General features: G+C 73.0%; 10 protein-coding genes. 8 read left to right on the top strand and 2 right to left on the bottom strand.

Annotated features, from left to right (window positions below; genetic code table 11):
• Positions 1-107: 107 nt before the first annotated feature.
• On the top strand, positions 108-1,610 hold the full coding sequence (guaB, locus tag AB0L33_RS07050; protein WP_365678471.1) for an IMP dehydrogenase: 1,503 nt from the start codon (positions 108-110) through the stop codon (positions 1,608-1,610).
• Between the two features lie 106 nt (positions 1,611-1,716).
• Positions 1,717-2,841, top strand: a complete 1,125-nt coding sequence (locus AB0L33_RS07045; RefSeq protein ID WP_018101158.1) for a GuaB3 family IMP dehydrogenase-related protein — start codon at positions 1,717-1,719, stop codon at positions 2,839-2,841.
• Positions 2,842-2,905: 64 nt separating this feature from the next.
• On the opposite strand, the gene AB0L33_RS07040 is transcribed toward AB0L33_RS07045, so the two are convergent.
• Both AB0L33_RS07040 and AB0L33_RS07035 read right to left on the bottom strand, forming a co-directional pair.
• Complete coding sequence (locus AB0L33_RS07040) at positions 2,906-3,436, bottom strand: hypothetical protein (protein ID WP_365678468.1); 531 nt, start codon at positions 3,434-3,436, stop codon at positions 2,906-2,908.
• Between the two features lie 122 nt (positions 3,437-3,558).
• Complete coding sequence (locus AB0L33_RS07035) at positions 3,559-4,821, bottom strand: nucleotide sugar dehydrogenase (protein WP_365678466.1); 1,263 nt, start codon at positions 4,819-4,821, stop codon at positions 3,559-3,561.
• Between the two features lie 244 nt (positions 4,822-5,065).
• Between AB0L33_RS07035 and AB0L33_RS07030 the strand changes: the two genes are divergently transcribed.
• From AB0L33_RS07030 to AB0L33_RS07005, 6 genes are all read left to right on the top strand, one after another.
• Positions 5,066-6,775: a glycerol-3-phosphate dehydrogenase/oxidase gene (locus tag AB0L33_RS07030; RefSeq protein WP_365678464.1), complete on the top strand. Its 1,710-nt coding sequence runs from the start codon at positions 5,066-5,068 to the stop codon at positions 6,773-6,775.
• 153 nt (positions 6,776-6,928) lie between these two features.
• A complete protein-coding gene (locus AB0L33_RS07025; protein WP_365678462.1) occupies positions 6,929-8,839 on the top strand; it encodes a serine/threonine-protein kinase in 1,911 nt (636 codons plus the stop codon).
• 200 nt (positions 8,840-9,039) lie between these two features.
• The gene (locus AB0L33_RS07020; RefSeq protein ID WP_365678460.1) at positions 9,040-11,850 is read left to right on the top strand and encodes a protein kinase; all 2,811 of its coding nucleotides are present in this window, start codon (positions 9,040-9,042) and stop codon (positions 11,848-11,850) included.
• A gap of 101 nt (positions 11,851-11,951) precedes the next feature.
• Entirely contained in the window at positions 11,952-13,601 is a 1,650-nt protein-coding gene (locus AB0L33_RS07015; RefSeq protein ID WP_365678458.1) for a serine/threonine-protein kinase, read from the top strand.
• Between the two features lie 149 nt (positions 13,602-13,750).
• Entirely contained in the window at positions 13,751-15,379 is a 1,629-nt protein-coding gene (locus AB0L33_RS07010; RefSeq protein WP_365678456.1) for a succinic semialdehyde dehydrogenase, read from the top strand.
• 55 nt (positions 15,380-15,434) lie between these two features.
• Positions 15,435-17,273, top strand: a complete 1,839-nt coding sequence (locus tag AB0L33_RS07005) for a GMC family oxidoreductase (protein ID WP_365678454.1) — start codon at positions 15,435-15,437, stop codon at positions 17,271-17,273.
• Positions 17,274-17,422 lie beyond the last annotated feature (149 nt).

The raw sequence follows: 17,422 nt of genomic DNA, 5'->3' as shown, positions 1-17,422 counted from the left end.
GTAGGAAGCTACAGAACCTGCGGGTGATCTTGCTCGTGGAATGAGACGCCTCCCGAGGCCGTTAGCATGGACATCCGCACCGATCAAGGCCATTTGGGGAAGGTGTCATGACTGCAAACGTCGACGGAGTGCCCGAGAAATTCGCGACGCTCGGGCTGACATACGACGACGTGCTGCTGCTGCCGGGCGCATCCGAAGTGCTGCCCAACGCGGTCGACACCTCGACGCTCATCTCGCGCAACGTCCGCGTCAACATCCCGCTGCTGTCCGCCGCCATGGACAAGGTCACCGAGGCCCGCATGGCCATCGCGATGGCCCGGCAGGGCGGCGTCGGCGTGCTGCACCGCAACCTCTCGGTCGAGGACCAGGTCAACCAGGTCGACCTGGTCAAGCGGTCCGAGTCCGGCATGGTCACCGACCCGATCACGGTCGGCCCCGACGCCACGCTCGCCGAGGCGGACGCGCTCTGCGCCAAGTTCCGCATCAGCGGCGTCCCGGTCACCGACCAGGCGGGCAAGCTGCTCGGCATCGTCACCAACCGCGACATGGCCTTCGAGTCGGACCGCTCCCGCCAGGTGCGCGAGGTCATGACGCCCATGCCGCTCGTCACCGGCAAGGTCGGCATCTCCGGCGTGGACGCCATGGAGCTGCTGCGTCGCCACAAGATCGAGAAGCTGCCGCTGGTGGACGAGGCGGGTCTCCTCAAGGGCCTGATCACGGTCAAGGACTTCAAGAAGGCCGAGCAGTACCCGAACGCGGCCAAGGACGCCGACGGCCGGCTGCTCGTCGGCGCCGCCGTGGGCGCCAGCCCCGAGGCGCTGGACCGCGCCCAGGCGCTGGCTGAGGCGGGCGTCGACTTCCTCATCGTGGACACCTCGCACGGCCACAACAGCAACGCGCTCAACTGGATGGCCAAGATCAAGTCGGCCGTGAGCGTCGACGTGATCGGCGGCAACGTGGCGACCCGCGACGGCGCCCAGGCCCTGATCGACGCCGGTGTCGACGGCGTCAAGGTCGGCGTCGGCCCCGGCTCCATCTGTACGACCCGCGTCGTCGCCGGCATCGGCGTCCCGCAGGTCACCGCGATCTACGAGGCCGCGCTGGCCGCCCGCGCCGCGGGCGTCCCGGTCATCGGTGACGGCGGGCTGCAGTATTCGGGCGACATCGGCAAGGCGCTCGCCGCCGGCGCCGACAGCGTGATGCTGGGCTCGCTCCTCGCGGGCTGCGAGGAGTCCCCGGGCGAGCTGATGTTCATCAACGGCAAGCAGTTCAAGTCGTACCGCGGCATGGGCTCGCTGGGCGCGATGCAGTCCCGCGGCCAGGGCCGCTCCTACTCCAAGGACCGGTACTTCCAGGCCGAGGTCGCCTCGGACGACAAGCTCGTCCCCGAGGGCATCGAGGGCCAGGTGCCCTACCGCGGCCCCCTCGCCAACGTGCTGCACCAGCTGGTCGGCGGCCTCCGCCAGACCATGGGCTACGTGGGCGCCGCGACCGTGGGCGAGATGGAGAGCAAGGGCCGCTTCGTGCGGATCACCTCGGCGGGCCTCAAGGAGAGCCACCCGCACGACATCCAGATGACGGTCGAAGCACCGAACTACAGCAAGAAGTAACGCGCCACGCGAGCACGAGGGGCGGCCCGGGGGTTCCCGGACCGCCCCTCCGGCGCGTGTCGGGGATACTGGACAGCGCAGACGCAGAGGGAAAGGCCACATCATCGTGACTGAGATCGAGATCGGGCGCGGCAAGCGCGGCCGCCGGGCATACGCATTCGACGACATCGCCGTCGTCCCGAGCCGCCGGACCCGCGACCCGAAGGAGGTCTCGATCGCCTGGCAGATCGACGCCTACCGCTTCGAGCTGCCGTTCCTGGCCGCCCCCATGGACTCCGTGGTGTCCCCGCAGCACGCCATCCGCATCGGCGAGCTCGGCGGCCTCGGCGTCCTCAACCTGGAAGGGCTGTGGACGCGGCACGAGGACCCGCAGCCGCTGCTCGACGAGATCGCCGAGATGCCCGTCGAGACCGCGACCCGCCGCCTCCAGGAGATCTACTCCGCGCCGATCCAGGAAGAGCTGATCGGGCAGCGCATCAAGGAGGTGCGCGACTCCGGCGTCGTCACCGCCGCCGCGCTCTCCCCGCAGCGCACCGCGCAGTTCTCCAAGGCCGTGGTCGACGCGGGCGTGGACATCTTCGTCATCCGCGGCACCACGGTCTCCGCCGAGCACGTCTCGGGCGCGGCCGAGCCGCTGAACCTGAAGCAGTTCATCTACGAGCTGGACGTCCCGGTGATCGTCGGCGGCTGCGCCACGTACACGGCCGCCCTGCACCTGATGCGGACCGGCGCGGCCGGTGTCCTCGTCGGCTTCGGCGGCGGCGCCGCGCACACCACGCGCAACGTGTTCGGCATCCAGGTCCCGATGGCGACCGCCGTCGCGGACGTGGCCGGTGCCCGCCGCGACTACATGGACGAGTCCGGCGGCCGTTACGTGCACGTCATCGCGGACGGCGGTGTCGGCTGGTCCGGCGACCTGCCGAAGGCCATCGCCTGCGGCGCGGACGCCGTGATGATGGGCTCCCCGCTGGCCCGCGCGACGGACGCGCCGGGCCGCGGCCGGCACTGGGGCATGGAGGCCGTCCACGAGGACGTGCCGCGCGGGAAGCTGGTGGACCTGGGCTCGGTCGGGACGACCGAGGAGGTCCTGACCGGTCCCTCGCACACCCCGGACGGCTCGATGAACATCTTCGGCGCGCTGCGCCGCGCGATGGCCACCACGGGCTACAGCGACCTCAAGGAGTTCCAGCGCGTCGAGGTGACGGTCGCGGACTCCCAGCACCGCCGCTGAGTCTCCCCGTACGCACGCCGGAGGGCCCGGACCGCAGCCGCGGTCCGGGCCCTCCGGGTCTTCGTTACGCGCCCTTCTTCGCACCGGCGACGGCGCCGACGGCGCCGAGGGCCAGGAAGAGGTACGTCTTGAAGTCGGCCGCCTCGCTGTACGCGTCCGTGAGGGCGCCGAAGTGGTCGAAGAAGATGCTGGTCGCCGACTCGTGCGCGAGGTCCGAGAGCGCGATCGAGATGCCCGCGAGCTGACCGATGTACACGGCGCCGATGGAGAGCAGGACGCTGACGACGGTCACGGCGGGGTTGCCGCCGCCGAGCTTGCTCGCGGCGAAGCCGACGAGGAAGCCGACGCCGATGGCGAGGTAGCCGATCTCGTGCTCGAAGTTGCCCAGGATGAGGCCGTAGACGAGCGCACCGACGACGGCCGCGACCACGCCCGCGCCGAGGCCGAGCGCGATGTTGTTACGGGCCGGCGGGGCCGGGGTGAACGGGGCGGGGCCGCCGCCGAACGGGGCGCCGGGCTGCTGGCCGCCGAACGGGTTGCCACCCTGGGGCTGGCCGCCGTAGGGCTGGTTCGGCGGTGGTACGGACTGGCTCATGCTGGGTTCTCCCCCTGGGGACGTCTGCGCAACTGTGTGCGAGGAATGACGCCGCAGGCTAGCAGCCGGTTCCGACATCGGCCCACCGGAATCCTTGGGGGAACTGGGCTGAGGGCCCGTCATCAGAGCCGGTGGGCGGCTCCGGCGGGGGTCGCGCCACGGGTGTCCAGAAGGAGTTGCGCCTTCACGGCGAGGCCCTGGAGGTCGTACGTACGGTGGTGCTGGAGCAGCACCGTGAGGTCCGCGCCCGCGGCCGCCTCGTAGAGCGAATCGGCGCGGGGGACGGGGAGTTGGCGGACGCGCCAGTCCAGGACGTGCGGGTCGTGGAAGCCGATCTGGGCGCCCATGTCCATCAGCCGGGTGGCGATCTCGCGGGCGGGCGACGCCTCCTGGTCGGCGAGGTCCGGCTTGTAGGTGACGCCCAGCAGAAGAATTCTGGCGCCGCGCACCGCCTTCCCGTGCTCGTTGAGGAGGGTGGCGCAGCGCTGGATCACGTACTGCGGCATCCGCTCGTTGATCTCCTGCGCCAGCGAGACCATCCGCAGCGGGGGGCCGGGGGTGCGGTGGTGGTACGGGAGGTGGCCCGGGTCGACCGGGGCGCCGTGACCGCCGACGCCGGGGCCGGGGCGGAAGGGCTGGAAGCCGAAGGGCTTGGTCTCGGCGCACCGGATGACGTCCCAGAGGTCGACACCCAGATCGTGGCAGAGCACCGCCATCTCGTTGACCAGGGCGATGTTGACGTACCGGAAGTTGGTCTCCAGCACCTTCGTCATCTCGGCCTCGCGGGTGCCCCGGGCCCGGACCACCTTGTCGGTGAGGCGGCCGTAGAAGGCGGCGGCGGATTCGGTGCAGGCGGGGGTGAGGCCGCCGATGACCTTGGGCGTGTTGGCGTAGACGTGGCTGCGGTTTCCCGGGTCGAGCCGGCTGGGGGAGTGCGCGAGGTGGAAGTCGCGCCCGCCGCGCAGGCCCGAGCCCTCCTCCAGGATGGGGAGCAGGAAGTCCTCCGTGGTGCCGGGGGGCACGGCCGATTCCAGGAGCACGGTGGTGTGCGGGCGCAGCCGGGCGGCCAGGGCGCGAGCCGCGTCGGCGACGGCGCTCAGGTCCAGGGTGCGGTCGGGGCCGAGCGGGGTCGGCGCGCAGATCACGGCGGTGCGGACCCGGCCCAGCTCGGCCTGGTCGGTGGTGGGCCGGAAGCCCAGCGAGAGCATGCGGCGGATGTCGGACGCCGGCAGCGATCCCTCGACCGGCGCACGGCCCGCCGCGACCTCCGCGAAGGCCCGGGGATCGGTGTCGTAGCCGATGGTCTGGATACCGGCGTGGACGGCGGTCTGGGCCAGGGGCAGGCCGAGGTGACCGAGTCCGATGACGGCGAGGTCTGCAGGCACTGGGTGGGCCGTCCTTCCCTTAAGACCAGGAGGCTGAAAGCGCAACCGCTGTGGACAGCGCTATGTCAGGTTAGGCGTAAATATGACCGACATGTCGCATTGTGTGGCCCTTGTCGCCGGGGTGTTGTCCACAGGCGGTGGCTGAACTCGCGCGGCGCGGACAGAATCGATCTGTGGGCACGGGCGCCGAACGCATGGTCGGGGCCGCGTTCCGTGCCGGACCCCGAGCAACCGGGAGGCAGCGGTGAGGACAGCGACACTGGGACCCGCGGAGCGCGCCGAGGCGCTCGCCGCCATGGCCGAGCGCGAACTGGACGTGCTCGTCGTGGGAGCGGGTGTGGTCGGCGCCGGGACGGCGCTGGACGCGGTCACCAGAGGGCTCTCGACCGGTCTGGTCGAGGCGCGCGACTGGGCGTCCGGCACGTCGAGCAGGTCGAGCAAGCTGATTCACGGCGGCCTGCGCTATCTGGAGATGCTCGACTTCGCCCTGGTCAGGGAGGCGCTGAAGGAGCGCGGACTGCTCCTGGAACGGCTCGCCCCGCATCTGGTGAAGCCGGTGCCCTTCCTCTACCCCTTGCAGCACAAGGGCTGGGAGCGGCTGTACGCCGGTTCCGGCGTCGCGCTGTACGACGCGATGTCGGTCTCCTCCGGGCACGGCCGGGGCCTGCCCGTGCACCGCCACCTCTCGCGCCGCCGGGCCCTGCGCGTCGCCCCGGCCCTGAAGCGGGACGCCCTGGTGGGGGCCCTGCAGTACTACGACGCCCAGATGGACGACGCCCGCTATGTCGCCACGCTGGTGCGCACCGCCTCCGCGTACGGCGCCCACGTGGCGAACCGGGCGCGGGTGACCGGCTTCCTCCGGGAGGGCGAGCGCGTCGTCGGCGCCCGCGTGGAGGACGTCGAGGCGGGCGGCGAGTACGAGGTCAGGGCCAAACAGGTGGTCAACGCGACCGGGGTCTGGACGGACGACACCCAGTCGCTGATCGGGGAGCGCGGCCAGTTCCACGTACGGGCCTCCAAGGGCATCCACCTGGTCGTCCCCAAGGACCGCATCCACTCCTCGACCGGCCTGATCCTGCGCACCGAGAAGTCCGTGCTCTTCGTCATCCCCTGGGGCCGGCACTGGATCGTCGGCACCACGGACACCGACTGGGACCTGGACAAGGCGCACCCGGCCGCCTCCAGCGCCGACATCGACTACCTCCTCGAGCATGTGAACGCGGTCCTGTCGACGCCCCTGACCAGGGACGACGTCGAAGGTGTGTACGCGGGCCTGCGGCCCCTGCTGGCCGGTGAGTCGGACGCCACCAGCAAGCTGTCGCGCGAGCACACCGTCGCCCACCCGGTGCCGGGCCTCGTCGTCGTCGCGGGCGGCAAGTACACGACGTACCGGGTGATGGCGAAGGACGCCGTGGACGAGGCGGTGCACGGCCTCGACCAGCGGGTCGCCGACTGCGTCACCGAGGACGTCCCGCTGCTGGGTGCCGAGGGCTACCGCGCCCTGTGGAACGCGCGCGCCAGGATCGCCGCCCGCACCGGCCTCCACGTCGCCCGGGTGGAGCACCTGCTCAACCGGTACGGCTCGATGACCGAGGAGATCCTCGAACTGATCGTCGCCGACCCGGCGCTGGGCGATCCGCTGCCGGCCGCCGACGACTATCTGAAGGCCGAGATCGTGTACGCCGCCTCGCACGAGGGCGCGCGCCATCTGGACGACGTGCTGACCCGGCGCACCCGGATCTCCATCGAGACCTTCGACCGGGGCACCCGCTCCGCCAGGCTCTGCGCCGAACTGATGGCACCCGTCCTCGGCTGGGACGCCGGGCGGATCGACCGGGAGACCGAGCACTACGAGAAGCGGGTGGAGGCGGAACGCGAGTCGCAGCGCCAGCCGGACGACCTGACGGCGGACGCGGCGCGGCTGGGGGCACCGGACATCGTGCCGCTGCTGTGACGCCGCCTCAGCCCGGCTCCGGGCGGAACTCCACCTCCCGGAGCCCCCGGTTCCGGCGCGCCGGAAGCCGCACCAGGACCCGGGACCCGGGCCGGTCCCGGGGTGAGGGACAATGGACGCTCTGCCAGGGCGGGTTGATCGCAGAGGGGACGCATGTCGGAGGCGGAGCAGGCACGGGAGCCCCAAGGGGACACGGACGGACGTCTCCTGGCGGGGCGGTACCGGCTCGGGGAGGTGCTCGGCCGGGGCGGTATGGGCACGGTCTGGCGTGCCGTTGACGAGACCCTGGGCCGTACGGTCGCGGTCAAGGAACTGCGGTTCCCGTCGGCCATCGAAGAGGACGAGAAGCGCCGCCTGATCACGCGTACATTGCGCGAGGCCAAGGCGATCGCGCGCATCCGGAACAACGGCGCGGTCACGGTCTACGACGTGGTGGACGAGGACGACCGGCCGTGGATCGTCATGGAGCTCATCGAGGGCAAGTCGCTGGCCGAGGCGGTCCGCGAGGACGGTGTCCTGGAGCCGAAGCGGGCCGCCGAGATCGGCCTCGCCCTCCTCGACGTGCTGCGCTCCGCGCACCGCGAGGGCATCCTGCACCGCGACGTGAAGCCGTCCAACGTGCTGATCGCCGAGGACGGCCGGGTCGTGCTGACCGACTTCGGCATCGCCCAGGTCGAGGGCGACCCGTCGGTCACCTCCACCGGCATGCTCGTCGGCGCCCCCTCCTACATCTCGCCGGAGCGGGCGCGCGGCCACAAGCCGGGACCGCCCGCCGACCTGTGGTCGCTCGGCGGCCTGCTCTACGCGAGCGTCGAGGGCTCCCCGCCGTACGACAAGGGTTCCGCCATCGCGACCCTGACCGCCGTCATGACCGAGCCGCTGGACCCGCCGAAGAACGCGGGCCCGCTGGAGGAGGTCATCTACGGGCTGCTCACCCGGGACCCCGAACAGCGGCTGGACGACGCCGGGGCGCGCGCCCTGCTCAACGACGTCATCAAATCCTTCGAGCAGCCGGAGCGCCCCGCCCCGGCCCCAGCCGACGCCACGCAGGTCATGGCGCTGCCCAAGGGCGTCGCCGACGCCGAGGCGGGCGAGGGCGCCCGGGACCGGCTGCGCGGCGCGCTGCGCTCCGTGCGCAACGCCAAGGCGCCCGCCACCGGCGCGGCCGCCGCCCCCGTCACCGCACCGCCCGTCCCGGCCCGGCCGACCTCGGCGCCCGGCGCCGCGTCCCCCTCCGGGGCCGTGCCTCCGCAGCGCCCGGCCTCCTCGCCGGTCACCCCTCCCCGGGCGTCCCTCACGGACGTGGTCCCGCGCCGCACCCTCGCGATCATCGCGGCCGTCATCGTGCTCGCGGTCCTCGGCACCGTGCTGGCGCTCACGCTCAACGGCGGCGACGGCAAGCCCGACGACTCCGGCCAGAACACCACCGGTGCCTCCGCCCCCGCCGGGGCGCCGAGCGCCGACGCCCCGTCCGGCTCGTCCGACGCCGCTCAGGGCGACAGCGGCGAGGAGCAGGACCCCGGCGAGGACAAGGGCAAGGGCCAGGACGACGACTCCGGTGAGCAGGGCGGGGACGGGAAGAAGGGCGGCAAGGCCGAGGACGCCGTGCCCGAGGGCTACCGCACGGTGACCAACAAGCGGTTCCACTTCTCGATCGCGATGCCCAAGGGCTTCCGCTTCGACACCACCTCCGGCCAGGGCGCCGGTGCGATCTACAACGCGGGCGGCGGCTTCCCCCGACTCCAGGTCGACTACACCTCCTCGCCCGGCAACGACGCCGCCGCCTCCTGGAACTCCGCCCGGGGCGGAGTCGCCGCCACCAGCACCGGTTACCGCCACCTGGGCATCAAGAAGGTGTCGTACAACGGCTATCCGACCGTCGCCGACTGGCAGTTCGAGCGTACGCAGCAGGGGCAGCGGGTCCGGGTGCTCAACCGGGGCTTCAAGGTGGACGGCGACCACGGCTACGCGATCATGATCAGCTGCAAGGCCGACGAGTGGAACGGCAAGGAGTGCCGGGAGCTGCGGAAGGCGGCGTTCGCCTCCTTCGAGCCGGTCGACTGAGCCGGGCGGCGGCGGGATTCGGCGCGGCCGGGCGGCTGGTTGCGCCGACCCTGCCGCGCGCCCGCCGCTTGCCACGTATGGTGAGAGCCCGGAGACCGTACGCAGCCGAAACACGCAGTCAATTGCACCGCAAGCGACTGTGATTGACCGATTCGGCGCGGTCTCCGTGACCGGGGGACAGCGCGCTCTGGGGAGGCGTCGTGGACGACTACGCGGGTCGGGTGCTCGCCGACCGCTACCGCCTTCCGCTGCCTCCGTCCGACGCGTACGAACTCGTGGAGACGCGGGCCTTCGACACGTACAGCGGGCAGGAGGTGCTGGTCCGTCAGGTGCCGTTGCCCGAGGTCGTGGACGCGGAGTTCGTGGAGGGCGACGGGCGCACGACCGCCGCGCCGCGCACCGCCCGGCGGCCCGCCGACCCGGCCGTGCGGCGCGCCATCGAGGCCGCCCAGGCGGCGGCCCAGGTCCCCGACCACCCGCGCCTGGACCAGGTCTTCGACGTGTTCGCGGAGGAGGGCTCGCTCTGGATAGTGAGCGAACTCGTCGCGTCCCGCCCGCTCGCGGCGCTGCTCGCGGAGCGCCCGCTGAATCCGTACCGGGCCGCCGAGATCGGCTCCGACGTGCTGACCGCGCTGCGCGTGCTGCACGCGCACGGCTGGACCCACCGCAACATCACCGTGCGCACGGTGCTCGTCTGCGACGACGGACGCGTCGTCCTCACCGGCCTCGCCGCCGGGGCGGCCGAGGAGGCGCTGTGCGGCTACAGCCCGGTGCCGCGCCCCGACGACGACGAGCCGGACGAGGAGGGCTTCGGCGGGCCCGCCGTCGAGACCGGCCCCAGCGGCCCTTATGTGCCACCCACCGGTCTGCTGCCCGCCTCCCGGGGCCCGGCGGCGATAGGGCCCGCCCGCCCGTACGGCTCCGAGGAGGGCCCGTCCGGGGGCTCCGCCGAGGACCCGGCCGACGGCCCCGCGCCCCGGCAGGTGCCGCCCGCCGGGCTGCCCCTGCCCGCCGCCGGGGCGGACAGCGCGGCGCGCGCCCGGGCCGGTGCCATCGCCGCGTATCGCGCGGGCACCCGGGCCGCCGCCCGCCGGGACGCGCCGCCGGACCGGGACGACTGGGCGCGGGACACCGCACCGTCCGGTCCCGGTGCGCCGGGCGGCCCCGGGGACGACGCGTACGACGCGTACGACGAGGAATCCGGGCCCTGGAGCGCGCTGCCCCCGGCACGGGACGACGCGTACGACGAGGCGTACGACGACGGGGACGGGCCGCGCCCCGGCACCCCGCCGCGCCCTCGCCCCGAGCTGCCGCAGCTGCCCGGTGGCTGGGTGCGGGGCCCGGACGCGCCGGGGCCGTACGCCGCCCTCCCCTACGACGACGAGGACGACGACGAGGACGAGGACGAGGGCCCGCCGCCCCGCCGCCTCCACCTCACCGGCACCTGGGACGACGGGCCCGCCGCCGGGCGCCCCGTGCCCGCGGGCGGCTCCCGCGAGGACGCGCTCCGCGCCGACGCCGCCCGCCGCGGCACGCCCCCGCCGGACCGGGAGGCGTACGGCCGTGAGACGCCCGGCCGGGCCCCGTACGGCCCCGATGCCGCCTCCGGCCGCTGGGACGACGAGGACGCCGACGTCCCCGACGCCCCCGGCGCGGCCGGTTACCGCGGGCCCGCCACCGCGCTCGCCGCCGAGCGGGCCCGGCAGGCGCGGATCGCGGTGGTCGGCGCGGTCACCGAGCGCTGGGCGCCCGAGCAGGCCGGACCCGTCCACGGCAACTGGCAGCTGGCGCCGCCCGTCGGGCCCGCCACCGACCTGTGGGCCCTCGGCGCGCTGCTCTTCCGTGCCGTCCAGGGGCACGCGCCCTACCCCGAGGACAGCGCGGCCGAGCTGGTCCAGATGGTGTGCGGCGAACCGCCCGCGTTCGCCGAGGAGTGCGGGCCGCTGCGCCCGGTCGTGGAGTCGCTGCTGCGGCAGGACCCCACCGAACGGCCGGACGTGGAGGAGCTGAGCGGCTGGCTGCGCTCCCTCGTACGGTCGGCACCGGAGCCGGAGGCCGGGTTCGACGTCGTGCCGCTGCCCGCCGAGGACGCGACGCGGCTCCCCGTCGTCCGCAGGCGCGGCGAGCTCGTCCGCAAGCGGCGCTCCCGGCGCGGCGGAGGGACGCACGCGCGGCACCGGCAGAACCGGGACGCCGTGGACCGCACCGCCGTCACCCACCGCGAGCCACGCCTGAAGCCGCCCCGCGAGCCCCGTGAGCCGCGCGCGCCCCGGGAACCCCGCGCGCTGCGCCAGGGCGACCAGCCGCGCCGCCTCGGCCGGACCCTGCTCGTCCTCATCATGCTGGCGCTCGTCGCGGCGATCGCGTACGCGGTGCTGTTCATGCCCAAGTCGGACGAGGAGGACGGCAAGGGGACCGGCGCCGCCCCCTCCCGTACCGCGTCCGCACCGCCCGCTTCCACGACGCCCGAGCCGCCGTCCGGCGCCTCCGGGAAGCCGTCCGCGCCCGCGTCGTCCGGGGCGCAGAAGCCGCAGACCAGCCGGTCCGCCGCCGCGCTCGCGCCCGGCTACACCCTGCGCAAGGACGCCGAGGGCTTCGAGGTCGGGCTGCCCAAGGGCTGGCAGCGCAGCCCTGCCAACGCGGAGCGTCAGATCCGCTACGGCAGCGACGGGTTCAGTGTGCTCATCGTCCCCGGCCGCGACACCGCCAAGGCCAACGGCAGCGATCCGCTCGACTACCAGCGGGACAAGGAACCGGAGCTGAAGCCGTTCCGGGACTCCAGCTGGTCCTCGGCGAGCGGGCTGCGGCGCACGGACGTCGGCCGACAGGCCATGGCCGAGGGGCAGTTCACCTGGCAGGACGCCAACGGCCGCGAGGTGTACGTCCGCAACCTCGTCATGCTCGTCGGCGGGCGGTACCACATCCTCCAGGTCATCGGCCCCGAGGATGAGCGCGACCGGGTCACCGAGATCTACCAACAGGCGAGCGTCTCCTACCGCGTGACGGGCTGACGGACGGGATTCGCATCACAGTGCGGTCTCGTGGGCGATGCGAGGTTCCGTGCCCGCGCGTCGGCTCCGTAACCTGTCCTCCGAAGCAACGGGGGACACAAGTGGATCGAGCACAGGGCACGGAAGCGGGGCTGTTGCTGGCCGGGAGGTACCGGCTGGGCGACGTCCTCGGACGCGGCGGCATGGGCAAGGTGTGGCGGGCCCACGACGAGGTGCTGCACCGCACGGTCGCCGTCAAGGAGCTGACCGCCGGTCTTTACGTCGCCGAGTCGGACCGGATCGTGCTGCACCAGCGCACGCAGAAGGAGGCGCGCGCGGCCGCCCGGATCACCCACCCCGGCGTGGTCACCGTCCACGACGTGGTCGAGTACGACAACCGGCCGTGGATCGTCATGCAGTACGTGGACGGGCCGTCGCTCGCCGACCGGGCGAAGGAGTCCGGCGGCGAGATCGAGGCCCGCGAGGCCGCCCGCATCGGGCTGCACGTGCTGGGCGCACTGCGCGCCGCGCACGGGGCCGGGGTGCTGCACCGGGACGTGAAGCCGGGCAACGTGCTGCTCGCCCGGGACGGCCGGGTCCTGCTCACCGACTTCGGGATCGCCGCGATCGAGGGCGACTCCACCATCACCAGGACCGGTGAACTCGTCGGCTCCATCGACTATCTGGCGCCAGAGCGGGTGCGCGGCGGCGACCCCGGGCCCGCCTCCGACCTCTGGTCCCTGGGCGCCACGCTGTACACGGCCGTCGAGGGCCGCTCACCGTTCCGCCGGACGTCCCCCATATCCACCATGCAGGCCGTCGTCACCGAGGAACCGCCGCCGCCCGCGCGGGCCGGGGCCCTCGCCCCCGTGATCACCGCGCTGCTGCGCAAGGAGCCGGAGGACCGTCCGTCGGCGGCGGAGACCGAGCGGATGCTCCTGGAAGCCATGGAGGGCCGAGTGCCCCGGGCCGCCCAGGCGTTCGTCCCGACGCAGCAGGTCTCCGAGGAGATGCTGCGCGGGGGCACCGCGGTGCTGCCCCACCCCGGGCCCGTCGCCCAGCCCGGTCCGGCCCCGGCCCCCGCCCCGGCCGCCCGCCGCAGCCGTTGGCGCACCCGGGTCCTGGTCATCGCCCTGGCCGCGGTGCTCGGCAGCGGTGCGGGGATCGCCGCGATGCTGTACGCGCACCGCACGGAGGCGGCCGGGACCACGGACGGCGGGACGTCCGCGCACGGCTCCCGCACCCCGGGGCCGGTCACGCCGAAGCCCACGCCCAAGCCCACGCCCTCGCCGAGTGCTTCGGGCACCGTGACGCAGGACGTGCCGGACGGCTGGCGGCGCGTCGTGGATCCGTCCGGGTTCAGCGTCCTGCTGCCGGAGGGCTGGAAGCGCGTGGTCACCGAGAACAACATCGACTACACCCCCGACGGCGGCGTGCACTACTTCCGGGTCAGCAGCGACCCGGCCCCCGACTTCGACAACTCCTACGACCACATGGTGGAGCTGGAGAAGACGCTCTCCCAGCGGCTGCCGGAGTACCGGCGGATCGAGCTGAACTCCAACCTGTACCGCGACTTCCCCGGGTCCGTCTGGGAGTTCACCTGGACCGAGAAGAACGGCGAGGCGCGGCACGCGATCGACCAGATGTACTTCGCGAAGGAGGCCGGTCCGGAGTACGCCCTCTACATGACGGGCCCGGCGGACGACTGGGACGAGACCCGCGACCGCTTCAACGCGATCCTCCGCAGCTGGCGCCCCCCGGCCGAGCAGTAGCCCGCCCGGGCGATAGCCCCTGATCAGGGCTTATGCCGCCAGTGATCACTGGCTGAGTCGGCGGGGGTGTGGCGGGTCTCCGGGAGAGACGGTGAAAAGGTGTTACCCACGGGTACCCAAAGGCTTCCCGCCGACGTACTCTCGCCCTCATGACGGACTCGCAGGCTGCCCCCACGTCCCCCGCCGCCACGGCCGGCACCAACCCCGTGGCCGCCGCCCCCGCGGGCGTGCGCACGGCCGCCGATGTCGTGACGCCCGAGGTGGTCGCCCGGCTGACGCGCGGCGTGACCGGCTCCGGCCGCACCGCCAACCACACGCCGTTCACCGGCGAGAAGCTGGCCGACCTGCCGGAGTCCACCCCCGAGGACGTGGCCACCGCCTTCGCGCACGCCCGCGCCGCCCAGCCCGCCTGGGCCGCCCTGCCGGTCCGGGCCAGGGCCGCGGTGCTCCTGCGCTTCCACGACCTGCTCATGGACCGCCAGTCCGAGATCCTCGACCTCATCCAGCTGGAGACCGGCAAGGCCCGCCTCCACGCCCACGAGGAGGTCCAGGCGGTCGCCGTCGCCGCCCGCCACTACGGCCGCAGGGCCGCCGCGTATCTGAAGCCGAAGCGGCACACCGGGGTCGTGCCCGCGCTCACCAAGGTCACCGAGCTCCGTCAGCCGCGCGGCGTCGTCGGTCAGATCGCCCCCTGGAACTACCCGCTGGAGCTGTCCGTCGGCGACGCGCTGCCCGCCTTCGTCTCCGGCAACGCCGTCGTGATGAAGCCCGACACCGAGACCGCGCTCACCGCCCTGTGGGCGCGCGACCTGCTGATCGAGGCGGGGCTCCCGGCGGAGGTCTTCCAGGTCGTCCTCGGTGACGGACCGGTCGTCGGCCCGGAGGTCGTCAAGCACGCCGACTACGTCTCGTTCACCGGCTCCACCCGCACCGGCCGCGAGGTCGCCCAGGGCGCGGCGGCCCGGCTCGTCGGCGTCTCGCTGGAGCTCGGCGGCAAGAACGCCATGCTGGTCCTGGCCGACGCCGACGTGGAGAAGGCCGCGGCCGGTGCCGTCCGGGCCTGCTTCTCCTCGGCCGGCCAGCTCTGCATCTCCATCGAGCGGCTGTACGTCCACGAGTCGGTGGCCGACGACTTCGTGGAGCGGTTCGCCGCCCGGACGAAGGCGATGCGGCTCGGCAGCGCCCTCGCCTACGGCGCCGACATGGGTTCGCTGGTCGGGGAACGGCAGCTGGAGACCGTCAGCAGGCATGTCGCCGAGGCCGTCGAGAAGGGCGCCAGGCTGGTCGCCGGCGGGGTCGCCCGCCCGGACATCGGCCCGCTCTTCTACGAGCCGACGATCCTGGACGGCGTCGAGGCGCCCATGGCCGTGTGCACCGAGGAGACCTTCGGCCCGGTCGTCTCGGTCTACCGCTTCCGCGACGAGGACGAGGTCGTGGAGCTGGCCAACGCCACCCCGTACGGCCTCAATTCGAGCGTCTGGACCAAGGACTCCAGGCGCGGCCACCGCGTCGCCGCCCGGCTGCGCACCGGCACGGTCAACATCAACGAGGGGTACGCCCCCGCCTACGGCAGCGTGCAGTCCCCGATGGGCGGCATGAAGGACTCCGGTCTCGGCCGCCGCCACGGCTCCGAGGGCATCCTCAAGTACACCGAGGCCCAGACCGTCGCCCAGCAGCGGCTGATCCCGCTCGCCCCGTCCTTCGGGATGGACGACGAGAAGTACGCCGCCTTCATGACCCGCAGCCTCAAGGCGATGAAGGCGTTCCGCCTGCGCTGACGCCCCCCACCCCGCGCCCCGCACGACTTCTGTCCTTTTCGTACCGAGGAGTGCCATGTCCCAGGACAGCCCTGCCCAGAATCAGGACCGGCCGGCCGGTGCGGCCGACGACGACGCCGCGTACGACTACGACGTGATCGTCGTCGGGTCCGGCTTCGGCGGCGCGGTCTCGGCGCTGCGGCTGACCGAGAAGGGGTACCGGGTCGGCGTCCTGGAGGCCGGGCGCCGTTTCACCCCGGGCACCCTGCCGAAGAACTCCTGGGACCTGAAGAACTACCTCTGGGCGCCCGCCCTCGGGCTCTTCGGCATCCAGCGCGTCCACCTGCTGGGCAAGGTGATGGTGCTGGCCGGCGCCGGAGTGGGCGGCGGCTCGCTGAACTACGCCAACACGCTGTACGTGCCGCCCGCGCCGTTCTTCGAGGACCGGCAGTGGGCGCACATCACGGACTGGCAGGACGAGCTGAAGCCGTACTACGACCAGGCCCAGCGGATGCTCGGGGTCCGGCTCAACCCCACGACGACCCCCTCCGACGTCCACCTCAAGGCGACCGCCGAGGCGATGGGCGTCGGCGACACCTTCCACCTCGCCCCGGTCGGCGTCTTCTTCGGCGACGGCCGGGACGCGGACGGCACCGCGCGCGCGAAGCCCGGCGGCACGGTCCCGGACCCGTACTTCGGCGGGGCGGGCCCGGCGCGCAAGGCGTGCACCGAGTGCGGCGAGTGCATGACCGGGTGCCGGCACGGCGCCAAGAACACCCTCAACGAGAACTACCTCCACCTCGCCGAGAAGGCCGGCGCGGTCATCCACCCCATGACCTCCGTCGTCGCCGTCACCGAGCACCCGGAGGGCGGCTACCGCGTCGCCACCGTGCCCACCGACCGCCGCCGGAAGGCGAAGCCCACGGCCCTGCGCGCCCGCAAGGTGGTCGTCGCGGCGGGCACGTACGGCACCCAGACCCTGCTGCACACGATGAAGGACAAGGGGCTGCTGCCCCGGCTCTCCGCGAGGCTCGGCGAGCTGACCCGCACCAACTCCGAGGGCCTGGTCGGCGCCCAGACCTCCGACCGGCGCTACCGCAAGAAGCACGGCACCAAGCCCGACTTCACCAAGGGCGTCGCCATCACCTCGTCCATCCACCCCGACGCCAACACCCACATCGAGCCGGTCCGCTACGGCAAGGGCTCCAACGCCATGGGCGGCATGACCATCGTCCAGGTCCCCTACAGCGCCCACCGGGTCCGCGCCTGGCTCGGCAACCTGGTCAAGCACCCCACGATCGCCGTCCGCTCGCTCTCCAACCGGCGCTGGTCGGAGCGCGTCATCATCGGGCTCGTCATGCAGTCGCTCGACAACTCCCTGACCGCCTACCGCAAGCCGAGCGGCATCGGCAAGGGCCTGCTCACCGCCCGCCAGGGCCACGGCGCGCCCAACCCCACGCAGATCGCCGAGGCGACGCAGAGCGCGACCCTGCTCGCCGAGGAGATCAACGGCTTTCCCGGGTCCAACATCGGCGAGCTGATGGGCACCCCGCTCACCGCCCACTTCCTCGGCGGCTGCCCGATCGGCGCCACCGCGGACGAGGGCGTCATCGACCCGTACCACCGGCTCTTCGGGCACCCGGGCATCTCGGTGGTCGACGGCTCCGCGGTCTCCGCGAACCTCGGCGTCAACCCGTCGCTGACGATCACCGCCCAGGCGGAGCGCGCGATGTCGTTCTGGCCGAACAAGGGCGAGCCGGACCCCCGCCCGGCGCAGGGCGAGGCGTACGAGCGGCTGGCGGCGGTCGAGCCGCAGGCGCCGGCGGTCCCGAAGGAGGCGTTCGGCGCGCTCAGGCTGCCGTTCCTGGGGATGCCCGCCGTTCCGCCGAAGAAGAAGACGACGGAAACGGCCTGAGGACAGCAGAAGGGGCTGCACCCCCCTCCCAGTGCAGCCCCTCACGCTGTAACCGGTCCGTCGTCAAACAACCGACGACCGGTGTCCCGCATGCATGACCCGCCGGACCCCCCGATGGTTGTCCTCGCATTGATGAAATCCTTATGTGA

Origin of the sequence: Streptomyces sp. NPDC052299, assembly GCF_040679335.1 — a bacterium.
In the GTDB taxonomy this organism is placed as follows: domain Bacteria; phylum Actinomycetota; class Actinomycetes; order Streptomycetales; family Streptomycetaceae; genus Streptomyces.
This window is presented reverse-complemented; position numbering and strand designations above follow the sequence as displayed.

What these genes read in the sequence shown, in the direction of transcription:
- AB0L33_RS07040 (WP_365678468.1), bottom strand. Translation starts at nt 3,436, where the DNA reads ATGAGCCAGTCCGTACCACCGCCGAACCAGCCCTACGGCGGCCAGCCC.
- AB0L33_RS07010 (WP_365678456.1), top strand. Translation starts at nt 13,751, where the DNA reads ATGACGGACTCGCAGGCTGCCCCCACGTCCCCCGCCGCCACGGCCGGC.
- AB0L33_RS07005 (WP_365678454.1), top strand. Translation starts at nt 15,435, where the DNA reads ATGTCCCAGGACAGCCCTGCCCAGAATCAGGACCGGCCGGCCGGTGCG.
- AB0L33_RS07025 (WP_365678462.1), top strand. Translation starts at nt 6,929, where the DNA reads ATGTCGGAGGCGGAGCAGGCACGGGAGCCCCAAGGGGACACGGACGGA.
- guaB (WP_365678471.1), top strand. Translation starts at nt 108, where the DNA reads ATGACTGCAAACGTCGACGGAGTGCCCGAGAAATTCGCGACGCTCGGG.